This is a genomic window from Streptomyces luteoverticillatus (genome assembly GCF_003970715.1).
Taxonomy (GTDB): domain Bacteria; phylum Actinomycetota; class Actinomycetes; order Streptomycetales; family Streptomycetaceae; genus Streptomyces; species Streptomyces abikoensis.
The window spans coordinates 3,201,843-3,217,312 of sequence record NZ_CP034587.1; the positions used below are offsets into that span (position 1 = coordinate 3,201,843).

Sequence of the window (15,470 nt, forward strand, 5' to 3'; positions counted from 1 at the left end):
TGAAGCGCTGGCCAGGCTCACCGTCGGACCATGCCGCCACCAGCGCCCCGTGAGGTCCGCCTAGGCCATAGACCGGGAACCCGTCGCCGATTTCCTTCAGATCCGTAATGCTACGGCCCGCCGTCAAACGAGGGCTTCAACTGCCGTGAAAGCTCCCGATCAGAGCGTCGACACCCCAGAAGACGAGCTGCATCAGCACAAGCACCGCAATCCCTCCCCAAAGGTTCAGTCGAGCTGAAGAACCTACCTTCAGCTCCCGGACAGTTCTCGCCCTGCGAGGAGACCGCGGATCGTACAAAATTTCAAGAACTTCTCCGGTGTCGGCGATTCGCGAACCACGCAGAGGGCTTCGATAGAAGACAGTGCGACCTTCCAGTGTCTTGAACTGAAAGGTTTCCGAAACCCGATCTTCTGACCAGGAGGCGGCGACACACTCGCCTTTCACAGCCACACCGGAGGACCTTAGCCTGCGGTCCGTCATCAGCGGCCGGACCCCGAACGGCACCACGAAAAACACGGCGACAAGAATTGTCGTCGACGCGAATACCACCCACATCACTTCTCGATAGTGATCAGCCAGCCAAAGCAGCACGAAGCCCTCCAAGCGAGATGGCCCAAAAAATCCTCAATACATCACATTATCACGACCTGGAGCAGGCGGACAATAGATTCCTCAGCCATCGAAATAGGCATGCCGAATAGTCAGGGCGAGCGCAATGGGAATGCTGGACGACATCTCCCCCAACGATGTTCCGAAAACCTACACAGACACCATCCCCAGAGGGGAAGACGGGTGGACATTCAAGGAAGAGAAGCTAAATTCCTCGATATTCACCCAGACCATAAACGGCCTCAGCAGAACACAGAATCACATCAGTCAGACCGTCAACCATCTCAGCATGACCGTCAACGACTTGAGCGTTTCGATGACCGGCCTGAGCGCCAGCATTACGGGTGCCAGCGCCGGGGTCGACGGCGCAAAGCTCTCCTTTGCCGGCTTTACAGGTGGAGCCACGCTGGCGAAGGCAGATTTCACCGGGGCGAAAGTCGACGAAAAAGGCGTCTCCTTCCTTGGGCGTCAGATCCTCACCTGGCCGTGGGCGGAAGACAAGGAGACCAGACTCCTAAGGAGAGCCGGGAAGGGCTCCGCTAAGGCCGAAACGCTTTCCGCTAACGCACGGGCCAGGCTGAACGAGGCACCCGAATACTCCATCACTCGAATCCGCGCAGAGCAGGAGTTGAAGAAGGCAGAAAAGTTCCGTCAGCGCGCCGGCCGGGCTCACACGGCTTTGATCGAGCTTGCCCGAAAATCTGCACAGAAGAAAAAAGATGCGGAGCTGAGCCTCAAAGAGGCACGCAAAAGCTATCGAGAAGCAGGCCGGAACCAACGAGCAGCGGTCAAGGAGCTTCGAAATCTGCAGAACGCCGCGGCATCTGCACAACGAGAGATCGGCTGATCTTGAGGGCAGGCCGAGGCAGATTGGAGAAAAATGTCTCTCGTTCAATCTCTCAGTAGAGCCGGCGGCGCCGCCCGGACTTTCAGAACCAACATCGACGCCGCCGGCCGGGCCGCCGGCACGCTCGGGCGGAGCGCCGGCACCGCCAATACCAACGTCGGCAGGATCAAGAACTCCGCCAAGCAGTCCGCCCGTGAGCTCAAGGGCATGAAGACCGCCGCCGATCAGGCGGCCCGGTCGGTGGCCAAGGTCGGGAAGGAGGCCGGCAAGGGCGGGACGTCCATGGGGAAGTTCCAGGGCGGGCTGAAGAAGGCCGACGGCGGGTTCAAGGGGCTCAACAAGGCCATGAAGGGCAACGTCATCGGGATGTTGCTCGAACTCTTCGCACCGCTCATCGAGAAGGTCGTCGCCATGGCGTCCAAGTCGAAGGCGATGCAGAAGATCATGAAGGTCGCCTTCGACGTCATCGGCAAGGTCGTCGACACCGTCATGAAGGCCATCGGCCCGCTGATGAAGGCCACCGGCAAGATCATCTCGAAGGTCTGGGACGGCATCAAGGCGGCCATCCTGCCCATCGCCCTGTGGATCGGTTCCGCCATTCCCGGCGCGTTCAACACCGTCAAGGACGCCCTGTCCAGCGCCTGGGGCGGGCTGTCGTCCTTCGCCGGAAGCGTGTTCAGCGGCATCCTCTCCGCCGTCAAGTACCCGCTCAACGGCGTCATCGGCCTCATCAACTCGGCGATCGGCGCCCTGAACGGCATCAAGGTCTCCATCCCCGGCTGGGTGCCCCTCGTCGGCGGCAAGACCTTCGGTGTCAGCATCCCTCGGATCCCGATGCTCGCGGAGGGCGGCATCGTCGCGCCCCGCAGCGGTGGTGTGCCGGCGATCGTCGCCGAGGCGGGCCAGCACGAGGCGGTCATGCCGCTGTCGAAGCTCGACCGGCTGCTGAGCCGCACCGCCGTCGAAGCCCGGCTCAAGGCGGCCGGCGTCGGCACGAGCGGCGGTAGCGGTAGCGCCACCGCCGGGTTCCACATCGAGAACTACTACGCCACCTCGTCCTCCACCCCGCGCGACACCGCCCGAGCGCTGATGTTCCTCGCGAAGGCCCGCGGATAGGGGGCGGCACAGCCAGGCCCACCGATCAGAAGGAGGACCCCCATGGCCGCCGCCGCGGCAGCAGCGCTCCCCAGAAATCCGCTCGCCAACTCCGCCGGCGCGTTCCGCAACTTCGGCTCGGCCCTCGGCCAGGCGGCCCGCTCCGTCCGCACCGTCCAGAACGGCGTCCGGAACGCCGCCCGGGCCGCCGACCGCATCCGGACGTCCACCGGTCAGGCCGGCAAGGAGGCCCGGCAGTTCGGTACGGGCGCCGGGGCCGCCGGCCGCTCCGCACTCGCCGTCGGCCGGCAGGCCGGTACCGCCCACACCGGTCTGCTGAAAACGAAGTCCGGTGGTCAGCAGTCCGCCCGGCTGCTGAAGAACATCAACCGCCAGGCCACCGCCTCCGGCAGGTCCATCGCCCGCACCGGCAAGAGCGCCGGAATCCTCGGCAAGTTCACCGGGATCCTCGGCGGCAAACTCAAAATCGCCGGCGGCATCATGACAGCCGTCAACCTCGTGATGAAGACGAACCCGTTCGTCCTCGTCCTCTCCCTCCTCGCCCCCTTCGCCACCGAGCTCATCGACTTCGCGCTGAACTCGGAGCTCGGGCAGCAGATCATGGAGACGGTCTTCGGGCTCGTCGAGGCGTACTTCACCACCGCCCTGACCGTCATCGTCCCCGTGATCACCGGCTATCTCGCCGTGATCAAGGGCGTCTGGAAGACGCTCGAAAGCGTCGTCAAGCCGGTGGTCACCTGGGTCACTAAGGACATCCCCGGCGGCTTCAGGAAGGTCAACTCCGCGATGGAGAAGGCCCTCCACGGCATGGGCGACTTCCTGCGGACCGGATTCCAGATGGTCATCGGCGTCGTCAAGGGCCCCCTCAACGGGCTCATCGCCTTCGCCAACTGGGTCATCGACGGCCTCAACAGCCTCAGCTTCAACTTCCTCGGCAAGCACTTCGGCGTCAATCTCTCGAAGATCCCGATGCTCGCCGAGGGCGGCGTCGTCAGCCCCCGCGACGGCGGCGTCCCCGTGATCCTCGCCGAGGCCGGCGAGGCCGAGGCCGTGCTGCCCATGTCGAAGCTCGACCAGTTGCTGGCCCGTACGGCCGAGGCCGCCCGGCGCACCGCCCCCGCGCGGGCCGGTGCCCGCATCGGCACCTATCACGAGCCCGAGGGCCGCGGCGCCCACGCCATCGCCTCGGACCTGCTTTTTCTCGCCGCGGTCCACGCCTGAGCCCACGCCTGAGCCCGGGCCTGAGCCCACGCCTGAGCCCGGGCCTGAGCCCACGCCTGAGCCCGGGCCCGAGCACACGCCGCGGCCCACGCCGCAGCCCACGTCTCGGCCCTTGAGCCCAAGGCGGACCCCCTACACGCGGCCCCATACACCCGGAGGTGAGGCCCACCCATGCCCACAGCGACCCAACTCGACACCGCGACCGCCACCGCTCCCCCCGGCTCCCAGATCACCCAGGACGGGCAGATCGAGTGGGCCGGGCTCCTCATGGGCCCCGGTACGCCCTACCAGATCGACGCCAAGGGCCTGACCGGCTGGGACGACCTGCCGGAGCTGGACTCCGCGGACGTGCCCAAGCCCGATCAGCACGGTTCCTGGCCCGGCGCCCAGTGGGCCAAGCCGCGGACGGTCGCCGCGACCGTCTGGCTGCTGCCCGACCGTCCCGACCAGGCCCAGGCCGTCGCCCGGGCGTTCCGCGCCGCCACCGCCGTGCACAGCGGCGAGCAGTGGCTCGCCGTGCGCGTCCACGGCCAGACCCTCGCCTGCCGGGCGCGCGTCGACCGCCGCGTCGTCCCGACGGACCGCACCTACGTCACCCAGGGCATCGCGTCCGTCTCCATCCAGTGGCTGTGCACCGACCCCCGCCGTCTCGGCATCACCGAGCAACTGGGCCGCACGGCCCTCCCCACGTCCGAGCCCGGTCTGCTGTGGCAGCCGGACGGCGGCCTGGAGTGGCCCCTGGCGTGGGGCGCCGCCGGCAGCACCGGAGTGATCACGGCGGTGAACGAGGGCGACGCCCCCGTCAGCCCCGTGATCGAGTTCCGCGGCCCGGTCGGCCTCCCGTCCCTGACCCGGCTCGGCGACGGACGACAGCTGGAGTACGACATCCAGCTCGCCGAGGCCGATGTGCTGACCGTCGACACCACGGACGGAACGGTCCTGCTCAACGGCACCGCGTCCCGGCTCTACACCGCCACCAACCGCTCCACTCCCGAGCAGCTGTTCCAGCTGGAGCCGGGCGACAACTCGCTCGCCTTCCGCGCCGGCCCCGACTCGACCGACCCGCGCGCCTCGGTGACCGTCCGCTGGCGCGACGCCCACTGGTGACCCACCCGCCCACCGACTTTCCCCGCCGCCCTTCCCCACCTCCCCACCACCTTCCTCGGAGGACGAGATGAACAACGTCCGCAGCGCATGGCTGCTCAACCGCACCGACGCCGGCGGGGGCCAGTCCCGCGTCGACACCCGGCTCGCCCCGCTCGGCACCATGGCCCCGGAGGGCGTGCTGGCCACCCGGGACGGTGTGATCCCCGGCTCCCAGAGCGGCCGGTACGCCATGGACGGCCTGTACGTCTTCAGCGACCAGGCGGGCATGATCGGCAAGGTCGCGCCGGGCCGCGCCGTCGTGCAGGGCACCGAGCCGGCCGGCTCCTACCCGGTCGTGGTGACCGACTACATCCCCCTCACCTTCGCCGACGGCGACCCGAACAACCCCCGCGTGGACCTGGTCGTGCTGCGCGTCTACGACGCCCAGCAGGACACCTCCAACCGCACCGAGGCCGTCGTCGAGATCATCCAGGGCGTGCCGGCCGCCAACCCGGCCGCGCCCGCGACGCCCCGCGCGGCCATCGCCCTCGCCGAGGTCACCGTCCCCGCCGGGGCCTCCGCCGGCAAGGGCGGCATCAACTGGGACACCGTCCGCGACCGGCGCCGGGCCACCGTCGCCGTCGGCGGCATCATCCCGCGCGGCTGGGGCCAGAACTTCCCCGGCGGCTACGTCGGCCAGTACCGCGACACCGGTACAGGCCTGGAGCGCTGGGACGGCACCCAGTGGAAGCAGTACCCGGAGCCCCGGGCGGTCTGGCGGGACTACACGCCGGTCTGGGGCGGCGACTACGAGCCGACCCGGCCGCAGATCAACAACGGCTCGCTGACCGGCCGGTACCTCCACGACGGCTCGATCGTCCACTTCACCGCCACGCTCCGGATCGGCTCGAACTCGAACTGGGGCGGCGCCGGCCGCAACGGCAACTGGTGGCTCTCCCTGCCTGTCCGGCCGACCGGCCCCAGCATGTCCGGCAACCTCAAGTTCCGTACCAGCTCCGGCTACTACCACGGCGGCTGCTACCTGGAGGCCAGCCGTCACCCCAACGGTTCCGCCTGCGGCTGGACCGCCAACAAGTCCTCCGGCCAGGTCGACGGCGGCTGGGTCGACGGCGACTGGCCGGACACCGTCGTCGAGGGCAACTGGTTCACCGTCTCGGGCTTCTACGAGGCGAGCGCATGACCGTGGCTCCCCGGCCCGCCTACCGCGCCCTCTTCTGCGATCTGCGCACCGACCAGGTCGTCGACGCCCTGCCGCTGACCGGCGTCGAGTTCGACGACTACATCGGCAAGACCGGTTCGCTGCGCGCCACCGTGCCCCTGCCGGACAGGGCGCTCGCCCAACGGGCCCGTTCCGCGCTCCAGCCCGGCCGCACCGCGGTCTGGCTGGAGCGCGGCGGCGAGATCTGGTGGGGCGGCATCCTCTGGACCTGTACGCCCTCCGGCGACGAGCAGGGACGCATGACGGCCGAGATCCAGGCCGGCACCTTCGACTCGTACCTCGACCACCGGATCCTCTCCAGCGGCTTCGAGAGCAAGGACGTCGACCAGTTCGACATCGTCCGCGGCCTCTTCGACCACATCCAGGCACAGCCCGGCGGCGACCTCGGCATCGAGTACGGCAACGAGGTCTCGGGCGTCCGCCGGACCCAGAACTACGCCTACACGGACGTCGCCCGGATCCGCGAGATCCTCGACGGGCTGGCCGCCCAGCGGGACGGCTTCGAGTGGCGGGTCCACTGCTACCGCGACCCCGTCACCGCGCGGCGCGTCAAGCGCCTCCAGCTCGGCCACCCGAGGATCCACGTCGGCGCCCAGGACATCGTCCTGGACCGGCCCGGACCGCTGCTGTCGTACAACCTGCCGAGCGACGCGACGCTGCAGTCCAACGTGTGGGTGGCCCGCGGCGATTCGGCCAACCGCAACCAGGCCGCGGACTCCGTGCCGACGATGTCGGAGCGGAAGGTCTCGATCGAGGACCTGAACGCCGGCTGGCCGCGCCTGGAAGGCACCTCCGACCACAGCTCGATCAGCGACCGCGACATCCTCAACAGCCTCGCCGACGCCGAACTCGCCCGCTCCCGGCGCCCCCAGCTCATCCCCGAGGTCACCATCCGGATCGACGGCCGGCTGACCCCGGCGCTCATCGGCGCCACGGTCCGGCTGCGCGTCACCGACCTGTGGCACCCGGAAGGGCTCGACGCCCGCTACCGGGTCGTCGGCATGACCGTCTCGCCGCCCGAGCGCGCGAAGGCCGAGACCGCGAAGCTCTATCTGGAAGGACTCTGATGGCCGCCATCCCCCTCGACATCCTCGACCGCATCCGCGACCTGGAACGACAGGTCCGCGCGCTGATGGGCAGCGCCAACACGCGGCCCAAGATGGACGAGATCCAGGGCGGCCGCGTCGTCATCGGCGACGGCGGCTCGCTGACCATGCGCACGCCCGAGGGCAAGGACCTGATGTACCTCGGGCGGGTGTGGCCGGACCGCGCGGGCGGCCAGTACCAGCAGGGCCTCGTCGTCCGACGCGACGACGGCACCCTCGCGCTCACCGTCTGGACCGGCGACTCCAAGGACCTGCCCGTCCAGCCCATCCGGATGTGGGACGCCAAGGGCAACGTCATCTTCGCCGAGGACGCCAGGAACTTCGGCCTGGCCAAGCCGTTCATCCCCTACCCACTGCCCACTCCCGAGGACACCGGCAAGTGGGAATCCACCAGTTCCACCAGCTGGACGACCCTGTACAACGGCAACGCCATCGTCCAGCACCCCAAGCTCTACTGCCTGATCGCCGCGACCGCGGGCGGCGAGTTGCGCCTGCTGGTCGACGACCGCCAGGTCGGGCCGACATCGAAGAACGGCGCGCTCGAGTTCTCCGAGTACATCGGCGCGGAATACGACAGCCACGTCACCTTCAAGGTCCAGGCCCGCGCCTTCAACAGCAACAGCACCGTGCGGTGCTCCCCGCGCGCCCTGTACGGCGTTCTCTCCTGAAGCCCACGGATACGTCCTCCCCGAGCGAAGAAAGACAACGTCTCGTGCTACCCAGTGCCATACCCACCGTCACCGTGACGGCCCGATACCTGTCCACCGACGGGCACGCGCTCGTGGGCAGCGTCACCTTCGAACCGCCCCCGCTGCTCACCCACAGCGACAGCGACGTCATGCTCGGCGGCGCCACCGCCGTGCCCCTCGACGCCGACGGGCGGATCAGCGTCGCCCTGCCCGCCACCGACGCGCCGGGCATGAACCCGACGAACTGGGCCTACACCGTCACCGAGCGGCTGTCGGGGCTGCCCGCCCGCGCCCCGTACAAGATCCTGCTGCCGGCCGCGCGACCGAAGGTCGACCTGGCCGACATCGCCCCCAGCGATCCCCGCACCCCCGACTACGTCCCGGTCGCCGGGCTCCCCGGCCCGCCCGGGCCGCCCGGACCGGCCGGCGCGCCGGGGCCCGTGCGCTCCGTGAACGGCCGCACCGAGGCCGAGATCCGGCTCGAAGCCAAGGACGTGGGCGCGCTGCCGGTCACCGGGGGCACCGTCACCGGCACGTTCACCGTCCGGGGAACCGGCGACGGCGCCGCCGTCGACGTGCAGGACACCAAGGGCGCCAGCCGCGTCCGGATCGACGCGGCCGGTGGCCTCGTGGCCAGCGCCGACGCCCGCTTCACCGGCAACGTGCAGATCGGCGCGGCCGTGGCCGACAGCGCCGGCGGCCAGGCCGTGCTCGGCATGAAGAACGTCACCGCCGTGCCCACGGGCAAGCCCACCGACGGCATCGTCGTGTACGCCAACGGTGGCGTCCTCGCCTACCGCAAGCCCGACGGCACCACGGTCACGCTCGACGAGCGGGCGGCGGGCGTGCGGTCCGTCAACGGCCGCAGCGGCGTCGTGGACCTCACCGCGGCCGACGTCCGCGCGGAGCCCGCCGGACGCTCGGTCCTCCTCTCGGGGGCCCAGACCGTCGAGGGCGCGAAGTCCTTCACCACCGTGCCGTCCACCACGGCCGACCCGACGGCCCCGGAACACCTCGTCCGCAAGTCCTACGTGGACGGTGTGGCCCGGTCCAACGACTGGGTACCGGCCGACCTGGGCTTCATCGCCTGGACGTTCGACCCGGGGCTGGGGGACGGCAAGGGCGGGATGAACCCCACCGTGCCCGGCGACATCCCGGCGAGCGGACGCATCTACTACAACGCCGTGATCGTGCGCTCAGCGGTGTCCGTGAAGGAGATCGCCTTCCACACGCTGGGCTACTCCGGGGCGTCCGGCGGTATCGCGCCGGGTTCGTTCGCCGGAATCTACGACGCCGCGGGCAACCGGATCGCCCAGACCGCCGACCTCAGCATGGTCTACCAGGAAGTACATGACGCCGGCGGCTCGACGTCGTTCCTGCCGCTGACCGCCCCGGTGACGCTCCAGCCCGGCATCCACGTCATCGCACTGCTGATCAACTACTCCAACTCGGCCAACGCGCCCCGGATCATGACCGGCAACGGCGGCTACGACGTGCCGGGCCGCTTCGGCCGACCGGGCGGCACGCCCCGCACGGCCCTGTCACGCAACACGACCAACACCTCCCTCCCCGCTTCCCTCAACTGGGGCACCGACGTGGCCGCTCTCGGCACCCGGTACTGGATGGCGCTCGCCTGACCCCGCTCCACCGCACCCCTACGAAAGGAACCACCGTGTACGAGACACAGGGAACGCTCGCGATCTCCGGAGCCGACAAGGCGACGCCCACGCTCCAGATCTCCATGCTCACCGCACCGGACGGCTACGACCGTCTGACCGCGGAGGAGCACGCCCATATGCTCCGCGCCGCGCTCGACGCCGCCGTCGGCACCGTCCCGGAGCGCTTCCAGACCGTGACGCTCGCCGTCGTCACCCAGAACACCGCAGTGGCGACCGTTCGCTGACCAGCACACGCCGACAGGCCCCGCCCCCTTCCGGGCGGGGCCTTCGTCATCCCCGAAAGGCAATGCCACATGGCGACTCCCCTCACCGCCGACCAGTTCGTCGCCGCGCTGCGCGCGGAAGGCGTCGACGTCGTGGAGACCGACGACTGGCGCGACCACAACCGCAACCACAAGGGCGCCTGGGGCCCCGTGCACGGGGTGATCATTCATCACACGGTCACCTCCGGCACCGCGTCCTCCGTCGAGCTCTGCTACGACGGCTACGAAGAGCTCCCCGGCCCGCTCTGCCACGGCGTCATCGACAAGTCCGGCATGGTCCACCTGGTCGGCAACGGGCGGGCGAACCACGCCGGTACGGGTGACGGCGACGTGCTCACGGCCGTGATCGGCGAGACGTCCCTGCCCCGGCCGGTCGCCAACGACACCGACGGCAACGCCCGTTTCTACGGCTTCGAGTGCGTCAACCTCGGCGACGGCGACGACCCGTGGCCGGCCGAGCAGCTCGACGCCATCGAGCGGGTCTCGGCCGCGCTGTGCCGGGCGCACGGCTGGAGCTCGGGCTCCGTGATCGGCCACAAGGAGTGGACGAACACCAAGGTCGACCCGGTCGGGTTCGAGATGGACGACCTGCGCGGCCGGGTGACCGGCCGGCTGGGCGGGGCGCCGGTCGAGCGTCCGGAGAAGCCCGCCGAGCCCGCCGAGCCGTCCCGCCCCGCCATGACCACGTACACCGTGCAACCGGGCGACACACTCAGCGCCATCGCCGAGTCCCACGGCACCACCCCCGCCCGGCTCGCCTCGCTCAACGAGCTGGCCGACCCGGACCGCATCCACCCCGGCGACCAGCTCTCCGTCCCGGGCCCGGGCAACGACTACGAGCCCTTCCCCGGCCAGTCGTTCTTCCAGGCCGAGCCGAAGTCGCCGGTCGTCACGGCGATGGGCCACCGCCTGGTCGAGGAGGGCTGCTCGGCGTACTCCCAGGGGCCCGGCGAGCAGTGGACCGACGCCGACCGGCAGTCGTACGGCCGCTGGCAGCGCAAGCTCGGGTTCTCCGGGCCGGAGGCCGACGGCTGGCCCGGACGGGTCTCGTGGGACGCGCTGAAGGTACCCCGCGTCTCCTGAGCGGCCCCCAGGCCCCACAAGAAAGCAGAAAGGAACCACCCGTGTCCGACGCCGCCAAGCGGACCCTCCGCACCGTCCTCCAGACCGCCGTCGCCCTCGCCCTCGCCCTCCCCGCGATCGTCGACGCCTCCGGCATCCCGGCCAGCCTGCCGTGGGTGGCCGGGGCGCTCGCCGTCGCCGGCGGGCTCGCCCGCGTCATGGCCCTGCCCGCAGTCCAGGCCCTGCTCCCCCGCTGGCTGCGGGACGGGGACGACGACCGGGGCCGCGCATGAGCGAGCGGCAAGGAAGCGAGGCCGCCGCGGTCGCCGTGGAGCTGGAGCGGCTGCGCGGCACGATGGAAGCCGGCTTCGCCCGGGTCGACGGCTCGCTCGCCCTGCTCGTCCAGCGCAGCGACCAGACCGACAAACAGCTCGCCGATCACGAGGCCCGGCTGGACGCCCTGGAGCGCGCCCGCTGGCCGCTGGCGAGCGTGGCGGCGCTGACGGCCGTCGGCGGGGTGGTCCTCGCCGGGCTCCAGCTCACCGGCCGGTAAGAAACAGCCGGTAAGAAACCACCGCTGAGAACGCCGCAGGGCGGCCACCCCCGAAGGGGTGACCGCCCTGTGCGCGATCAACTAGCGACTCACTGGTTGTACGGACCGTAGTCGTAGTCCTCCAGCGGGACCGCCTGGCCGGAGCCGGTGCCGAAGGGCGAGTAGTCGATGTCGTCGTAACCGACGGCCGAGTACATCGCGGCCTTGGCCTCCTCGGTGGGCTCCACCCGGATGTTGCGGTAGCGGGACAGACCCGTACCGGCCGGGATGAGCTTACCGATGATGACGTTCTCCTTGAGGCCGATGAGCGAGTCGGACTTGGCGTTGATCGCCGCGTCCGTCAGCACTCGGGTCGTCTCCTGGAAGGAGGCGGCCGACAGCCAGGACTCCGTCGCCAGCGAGGCCTTGGTGATACCCATCAGCTGCGGACGGCCGGAGGCGGGGTGACCGCCCTCGGTGACCACACGACGGTTCTCGGACTCGAAGCGCGAGCGCTCCACGAGCTCGCCCGGCAGCAGCTCCGCGTCGCCGGACTCGATGATCGTCACGCGGCGGAGCATCTGCCGGATGATGATCTCGATGTGCTTGTCGTGGATCGACACACCCTGCGAGTTGTAGACCTTCTGAACCTCGCCGACCAGGTGGACCTGGACGGCGCGCTGGCCGAGGATGCGCAGGACGTCGTGCGGGTTGGTGGCACCCACGGTGAGCTTCTGGCCCACCTCGACGTGCTCGCCCTCGCTGACCAGCAGACGGGCACGCTTCGAGATCGGGAACGCCGTCTCGTCGCTGCCGTCGTCCGGGGTGACGACGATCTTCTTGGTCTTCTCGGTCTCCTCGATCCGCACGCGGCCGGCGGCCTCGGAGATCGGGGCGACACCCTTGGGCGTACGGGCCTCGAAGAGCTCGACGACACGGGGCAGACCCTGGGTGATGTCGTCACCGGCCACACCACCGGTGTGGAAGGTACGCATCGTCAGCTGGGTACCGGGCTCACCGATGGACTGGGCGGCGATGATGCCGACCGCCTCACCGATGTCCACCAGCTTGCCGGTCGCCAGCGAGCGGCCGTAGCAGAAGGCACAGGTGCCGACCGCGGACTCACAGGTGAGGACCGAACGGGTCTTGACCGTCTCGACGCCGTGGGCGACGAGCTGCTCGATGAGCACGTCACCGAGGTCGACGTTGGCCGGCGCGATGACCTTGCCGTCGACGACGACGTCCTCGGCGAGCATACGGGCGTAGACGCTCGTCTCGACGTCGTCCGTCTTGCGCAGGACGCCGTCCTCGCCCTTGACGGCGATCGCCAGCTTGAGGCCGCGCTCGGTGCCGCAGTCCTCCTCGCGGATGATCACGTCCTGGGAGACGTCGACCAGACGACGGGTGAGGTAACCCGAGTCGGCGGTACGGAGGGCGGTGTCCGCGAGACCCTTACGGGCACCGTGGGTGGAGATGAAGTACTCCAGCACGGTGAGACCCTCACGGAACGACGCCTTAATGGGTCGCGGAATGGTCTCGTTCTTCGCGTTCGACACCAGACCACGCATACCGGCGATCTGCCGCATCTGCATCATGTTTCCTCGGGCACCCGAGTCAACCATCATGAAGATGGGGTTCGTCTTGGGGAAGTTCGCGTTCATCGCCTCGGCGACCTCGTTGGTCGCCTTGGTCCAGATCGCGATGAGCTCCTGCGTGCGCTCGTCCTTGGTGATCAGACCGCGCTCGTACTGCTTCTGGACCTTCTCGTCCTGCGCCTCGTAGCCCTTGACGATCTCCTTCTTCGCCTCGGGAACGACGACGTCGGAGATGGCCACGGTGACACCGGAACGGGTCGCCCAGTGGAAACCGGCCGCCTTCAGGTTGTCGAGCGTCGCCGCCACGATGACCTTGGGGTAGCGCTCGGCCAGGTCGTTGACGATCTCGGAGAGCTGCTTCTTGCCCACCGAGTAGTCGACGAACGGGTAGTCCTCGGGCAGCAGCTCGTTGAAGAGCGCGCGGCCCAGGGTGGTGCGCAGGCGGAACGAGTCACCCTGCTGCCACTCCGGCTCGCCCTCCTCGCGGACCGGGGGAACCCAGCCGCGCGGCGGAACGGTGCCGATCGGGAAGCGGATGTCGACCTTCGCCTGGAGCGAGAGCTCACGGGCGTCGAACGCCATGATCGCCTCGGCGACCGAGCCGAAGGAACGACCCTCGCCGCGGACCTCGCGCTCCTCCTCATCGGTGGTGAGGAAGAACAGGCCCAGCACCATGTCCTGGGTCGGCATGGTGACCGGACGGCCGTCGGCCGGCTTGAGGATGTTGTTCGAGGACAGCATCAGGATGCGGGCCTCGGCCTGCGCCTCCGCGGAGAGCGGCAGGTGGACGGCCATCTGGTCACCGTCGAAGTCCGCGTTGAACGCGGTGCAGACGAGCGGGTGGATCTGGATGGCCTTGCCCTCGACCAGCTGCGGCTCGAAGGCCTGGATGCCGAGGCGGTGCAGCGTGGGCGCACGGTTCAGCAGCACCGGGTGCTCGGCGATGACCTCTTCGAGGACGTCGTACACCACGGTGCGGCCGCGCTCGACCATGCGCTTGGCCGACTTGATGTTCTGCGCGTGGTTCAGGTCGACCAGGCGCTTCATCACGAACGGCTTGAAGAGCTCCAGCGCCATGGCCTTGGGCAGACCACACTGGTGCAGCTTCAGCTGCGGACCGACGACGATGACGGAACGGGCCGAGTAGTCGACACGCTTACCGAGCAGGTTCTGACGGAATCGACCCTGCTTACCCTTCAGCATGTCGCTGAGGGACTTCAGCGGACGGTTGCCGGGGCCCGTGACCGGGCGACCACGACGGCCGTTGTCGAAGAGGGCGTCGACCGCCTCCTGGAGCATCCGCTTCTCGTTGTTCACGATGATCTCGGGGGCACCGAGGTCGAGCAGACGCTTCAGACGGTTGTTGCGGTTGATCACACGGCGGTACAGGTCGTTCAGGTCGGAGGTCGCGAAGCGGCCACCGTCCAGCTGCACCATCGGACGCAGGTCCGGCGGGATCACGGGGATGCAGTCCAGCACCATGCCGCTGGGGCTGTTGCGGGTCTGCAGGAAGGCGGAGACGACCTTGAGGCGCTTGAGCGCACGGGTCTTCTTCTGGCCCTTGCCGGTCCGGATGATCTCGCGGAGGCGCTCGGCCTCCTCGTCGAGGTCGAAGGACTCCAGGCGCTTCTGCAGCGCGGCGGCGCCCATCGCACCCATGAAGTAGGTGCCGAAGCGGTCGCGCAGCTCGCGGTAGAGCAGCTCGTCGCCCTCGAGGTCCTGGACCTTGAGGTTCTTGAAGCGGCTCCACACCTCGTCGAGGCGGTCGATCTCGCGCTGCGCGCGGTCGCGCAGCTGCTTCATCTCACGCTCGGCGCCCTCGCGCACCTTGCGGCGCACATCGGCCTTGGCGCCCTCGGCCTCGAGCTCGGCCAGGTCGGACTCGAGCTTCTTGGCGCGGGCCTCCAGGTCGGCGTCGCGGCGCTGCTCGATCTGCTGACGCTCGACGGAGACGTGGGCCTCCAGCGAGGGCAGGTCGCGCGTACGGCGCTCCTCGTCCACCCACGTGATCATGTAGGCGGCGAAGTAGATGACCTTCTCGAGGTCCTTCGGGGCAAGGTCGAGCAGGTAGCCCAGACGCGACGGGACGCCCTTGAAGTACCAGATGTGGGTGACGGGAGCGGCGAGCTCGATGTGGCCCATCCGCTCACGGCGCACCTTGGCGCGCGTGACCTCGACGCCACAGCGCTCACAGATGATGCCCTTGAAGCGGACACGCTTGTACTTGCCGCAGTAGCACTCCCAGTCCCGGGTCGGACCGAAGATCTTCTCGCAGAAGAGTCCGTCCTTTTCGGGCTTCAGGGTGCGGTAGTTGATGGTCTCAGGCTTCTTGACCTCGCCGTGGGACCAGGTCCGGATGTCGTCCGCGGTCGCCAGGCCGATCCGCAGCTCGTCGAAGAAGTTGACGTCGAGCACTGTTCGTCA

Annotated in this window: 14 protein-coding genes; 12 read left to right on the plus strand and 2 right to left on the minus strand. The window is 69.0% G+C overall.

What is annotated here, in order from left to right; genetic code table 11:
• Window positions 1-136: 136 nt before the first annotated feature.
• Window positions 137-592, minus strand: coding sequence for a DUF3592 domain-containing protein (locus EKH77_RS13955; protein ID WP_126914704.1), 456 nt, complete (start codon window positions 590-592; stop codon window positions 137-139).
• 124 nt (window positions 593-716) lie between these two features.
• Here EKH77_RS13955 and EKH77_RS13960 point away from each other — a divergent pair, with 124 nt between their 5' ends.
• The 12 genes from EKH77_RS13960 (at window position 717) to EKH77_RS14020 (ending at window position 11,472) form a co-directional block, all read left to right on the plus strand.
• Complete coding sequence (locus tag EKH77_RS13960) at window positions 717-1,457, plus strand: hypothetical protein (RefSeq protein ID WP_126914705.1); 741 nt, start codon at window positions 717-719, stop codon at window positions 1,455-1,457.
• Window positions 1,458-1,490: 33 nt separating this feature from the next.
• Window positions 1,491-2,573: a phage tail protein gene (locus tag EKH77_RS13965; protein ID WP_126914706.1), complete on the plus strand. Its 1,083-nt coding sequence runs from the start codon at window positions 1,491-1,493 to the stop codon at window positions 2,571-2,573.
• A gap of 42 nt (window positions 2,574-2,615) precedes the next feature.
• Window positions 2,616-3,794, plus strand: a complete 1,179-nt coding sequence (locus tag EKH77_RS13970; protein ID WP_126914707.1) for a tape-measure protein — start codon at window positions 2,616-2,618, stop codon at window positions 3,792-3,794.
• Window positions 3,795-3,965: 171 nt separating this feature from the next.
• Window positions 3,966-4,901, plus strand: coding sequence for a phage distal tail protein (locus EKH77_RS13980; protein ID WP_126914708.1), 936 nt, complete (start codon window positions 3,966-3,968; stop codon window positions 4,899-4,901).
• Window positions 4,902-4,968: 67 nt separating this feature from the next.
• The gene (locus tag EKH77_RS13985; RefSeq protein ID WP_126914709.1) at window positions 4,969-6,081 is read left to right on the plus strand and encodes a hypothetical protein; all 1,113 of its coding nucleotides are present in this window, start codon (window positions 4,969-4,971) and stop codon (window positions 6,079-6,081) included.
• Window positions 6,078-7,187, plus strand: a complete 1,110-nt coding sequence (locus tag EKH77_RS13990; RefSeq protein WP_126914710.1) for a hypothetical protein — start codon at window positions 6,078-6,080, stop codon at window positions 7,185-7,187. The genes EKH77_RS13985 and EKH77_RS13990 overlap by 4 nt, the downstream gene beginning before the upstream one ends.
• The gene (locus EKH77_RS13995) at window positions 7,187-7,894 is read left to right on the plus strand and encodes a hypothetical protein (protein WP_126914711.1); all 708 of its coding nucleotides are present in this window, start codon (window positions 7,187-7,189) and stop codon (window positions 7,892-7,894) included. The genes EKH77_RS13990 and EKH77_RS13995 overlap by 1 nt, the downstream gene beginning before the upstream one ends.
• Before the next feature lie 74 nt (window positions 7,895-7,968).
• Window positions 7,969-9,552 carry a phage tail protein gene (locus EKH77_RS14000; protein WP_126914712.1) on the plus strand — a complete coding sequence of 528 codons (1,584 nt, stop codon included), beginning with the start codon at window positions 7,969-7,971 and terminating at the stop codon, window positions 9,550-9,552.
• Window positions 9,553-9,587: 35 nt separating this feature from the next.
• Complete coding sequence (locus EKH77_RS14005) at window positions 9,588-9,818, plus strand: hypothetical protein (RefSeq protein ID WP_126914713.1); 231 nt, start codon at window positions 9,588-9,590, stop codon at window positions 9,816-9,818.
• A 69-nt stretch (window positions 9,819-9,887) separates the two neighbouring features.
• Complete coding sequence (locus tag EKH77_RS14010; protein ID WP_126914714.1) at window positions 9,888-10,940, plus strand: peptidoglycan-binding protein; 1,053 nt, start codon at window positions 9,888-9,890, stop codon at window positions 10,938-10,940.
• A 41-nt stretch (window positions 10,941-10,981) separates the two neighbouring features.
• A complete protein-coding gene (locus tag EKH77_RS14015; protein ID WP_126914715.1) occupies window positions 10,982-11,212 on the plus strand; it encodes a hypothetical protein in 231 nt (76 codons plus the stop codon).
• A complete protein-coding gene (locus EKH77_RS14020; RefSeq protein ID WP_126914716.1) occupies window positions 11,209-11,472 on the plus strand; it encodes a hypothetical protein in 264 nt (87 codons plus the stop codon). Before EKH77_RS14015 ends, EKH77_RS14020 begins: the two co-directional genes overlap by 4 nt.
• Before the next feature lie 89 nt (window positions 11,473-11,561).
• Here the strand turns inward: EKH77_RS14020 and EKH77_RS14025 are convergent, their stop codons facing one another.
• Window positions 11,562-15,461: a DNA-directed RNA polymerase subunit beta' gene (locus tag EKH77_RS14025; RefSeq protein WP_126914717.1), complete on the minus strand. Its 3,900-nt coding sequence runs from the start codon at window positions 15,459-15,461 to the stop codon at window positions 11,562-11,564.
• Window positions 15,462-15,470 lie beyond the last annotated feature (9 nt).

Bases quoted from the DNA above. Each gene is read 5' to 3' on its own strand.
- EKH77_RS13960 (WP_126914705.1), top strand. From the start codon at position 717: ATGGGAATGCTGGACGACATCTCCCCCAACGATGTTCCGAAAACCTAC.
- EKH77_RS13965 (WP_126914706.1), top strand. From the start codon at position 1,491: ATGTCTCTCGTTCAATCTCTCAGTAGAGCCGGCGGCGCCGCCCGGACT.
- EKH77_RS13970 (WP_126914707.1), top strand. From the start codon at position 2,616: ATGGCCGCCGCCGCGGCAGCAGCGCTCCCCAGAAATCCGCTCGCCAAC.
- EKH77_RS13980 (WP_126914708.1), top strand. From the start codon at position 3,966: ATGCCCACAGCGACCCAACTCGACACCGCGACCGCCACCGCTCCCCCC.
- EKH77_RS13985 (WP_126914709.1), top strand. From the start codon at position 4,969: ATGAACAACGTCCGCAGCGCATGGCTGCTCAACCGCACCGACGCCGGC.
- EKH77_RS13990 (WP_126914710.1), top strand. From the start codon at position 6,078: ATGACCGTGGCTCCCCGGCCCGCCTACCGCGCCCTCTTCTGCGATCTG.
- EKH77_RS13995 (WP_126914711.1), top strand. From the start codon at position 7,187: ATGGCCGCCATCCCCCTCGACATCCTCGACCGCATCCGCGACCTGGAA.
- EKH77_RS14010 (WP_126914714.1), top strand. From the start codon at position 9,888: ATGGCGACTCCCCTCACCGCCGACCAGTTCGTCGCCGCGCTGCGCGCG.
- EKH77_RS14020 (WP_126914716.1), top strand. From the start codon at position 11,209: ATGAGCGAGCGGCAAGGAAGCGAGGCCGCCGCGGTCGCCGTGGAGCTG.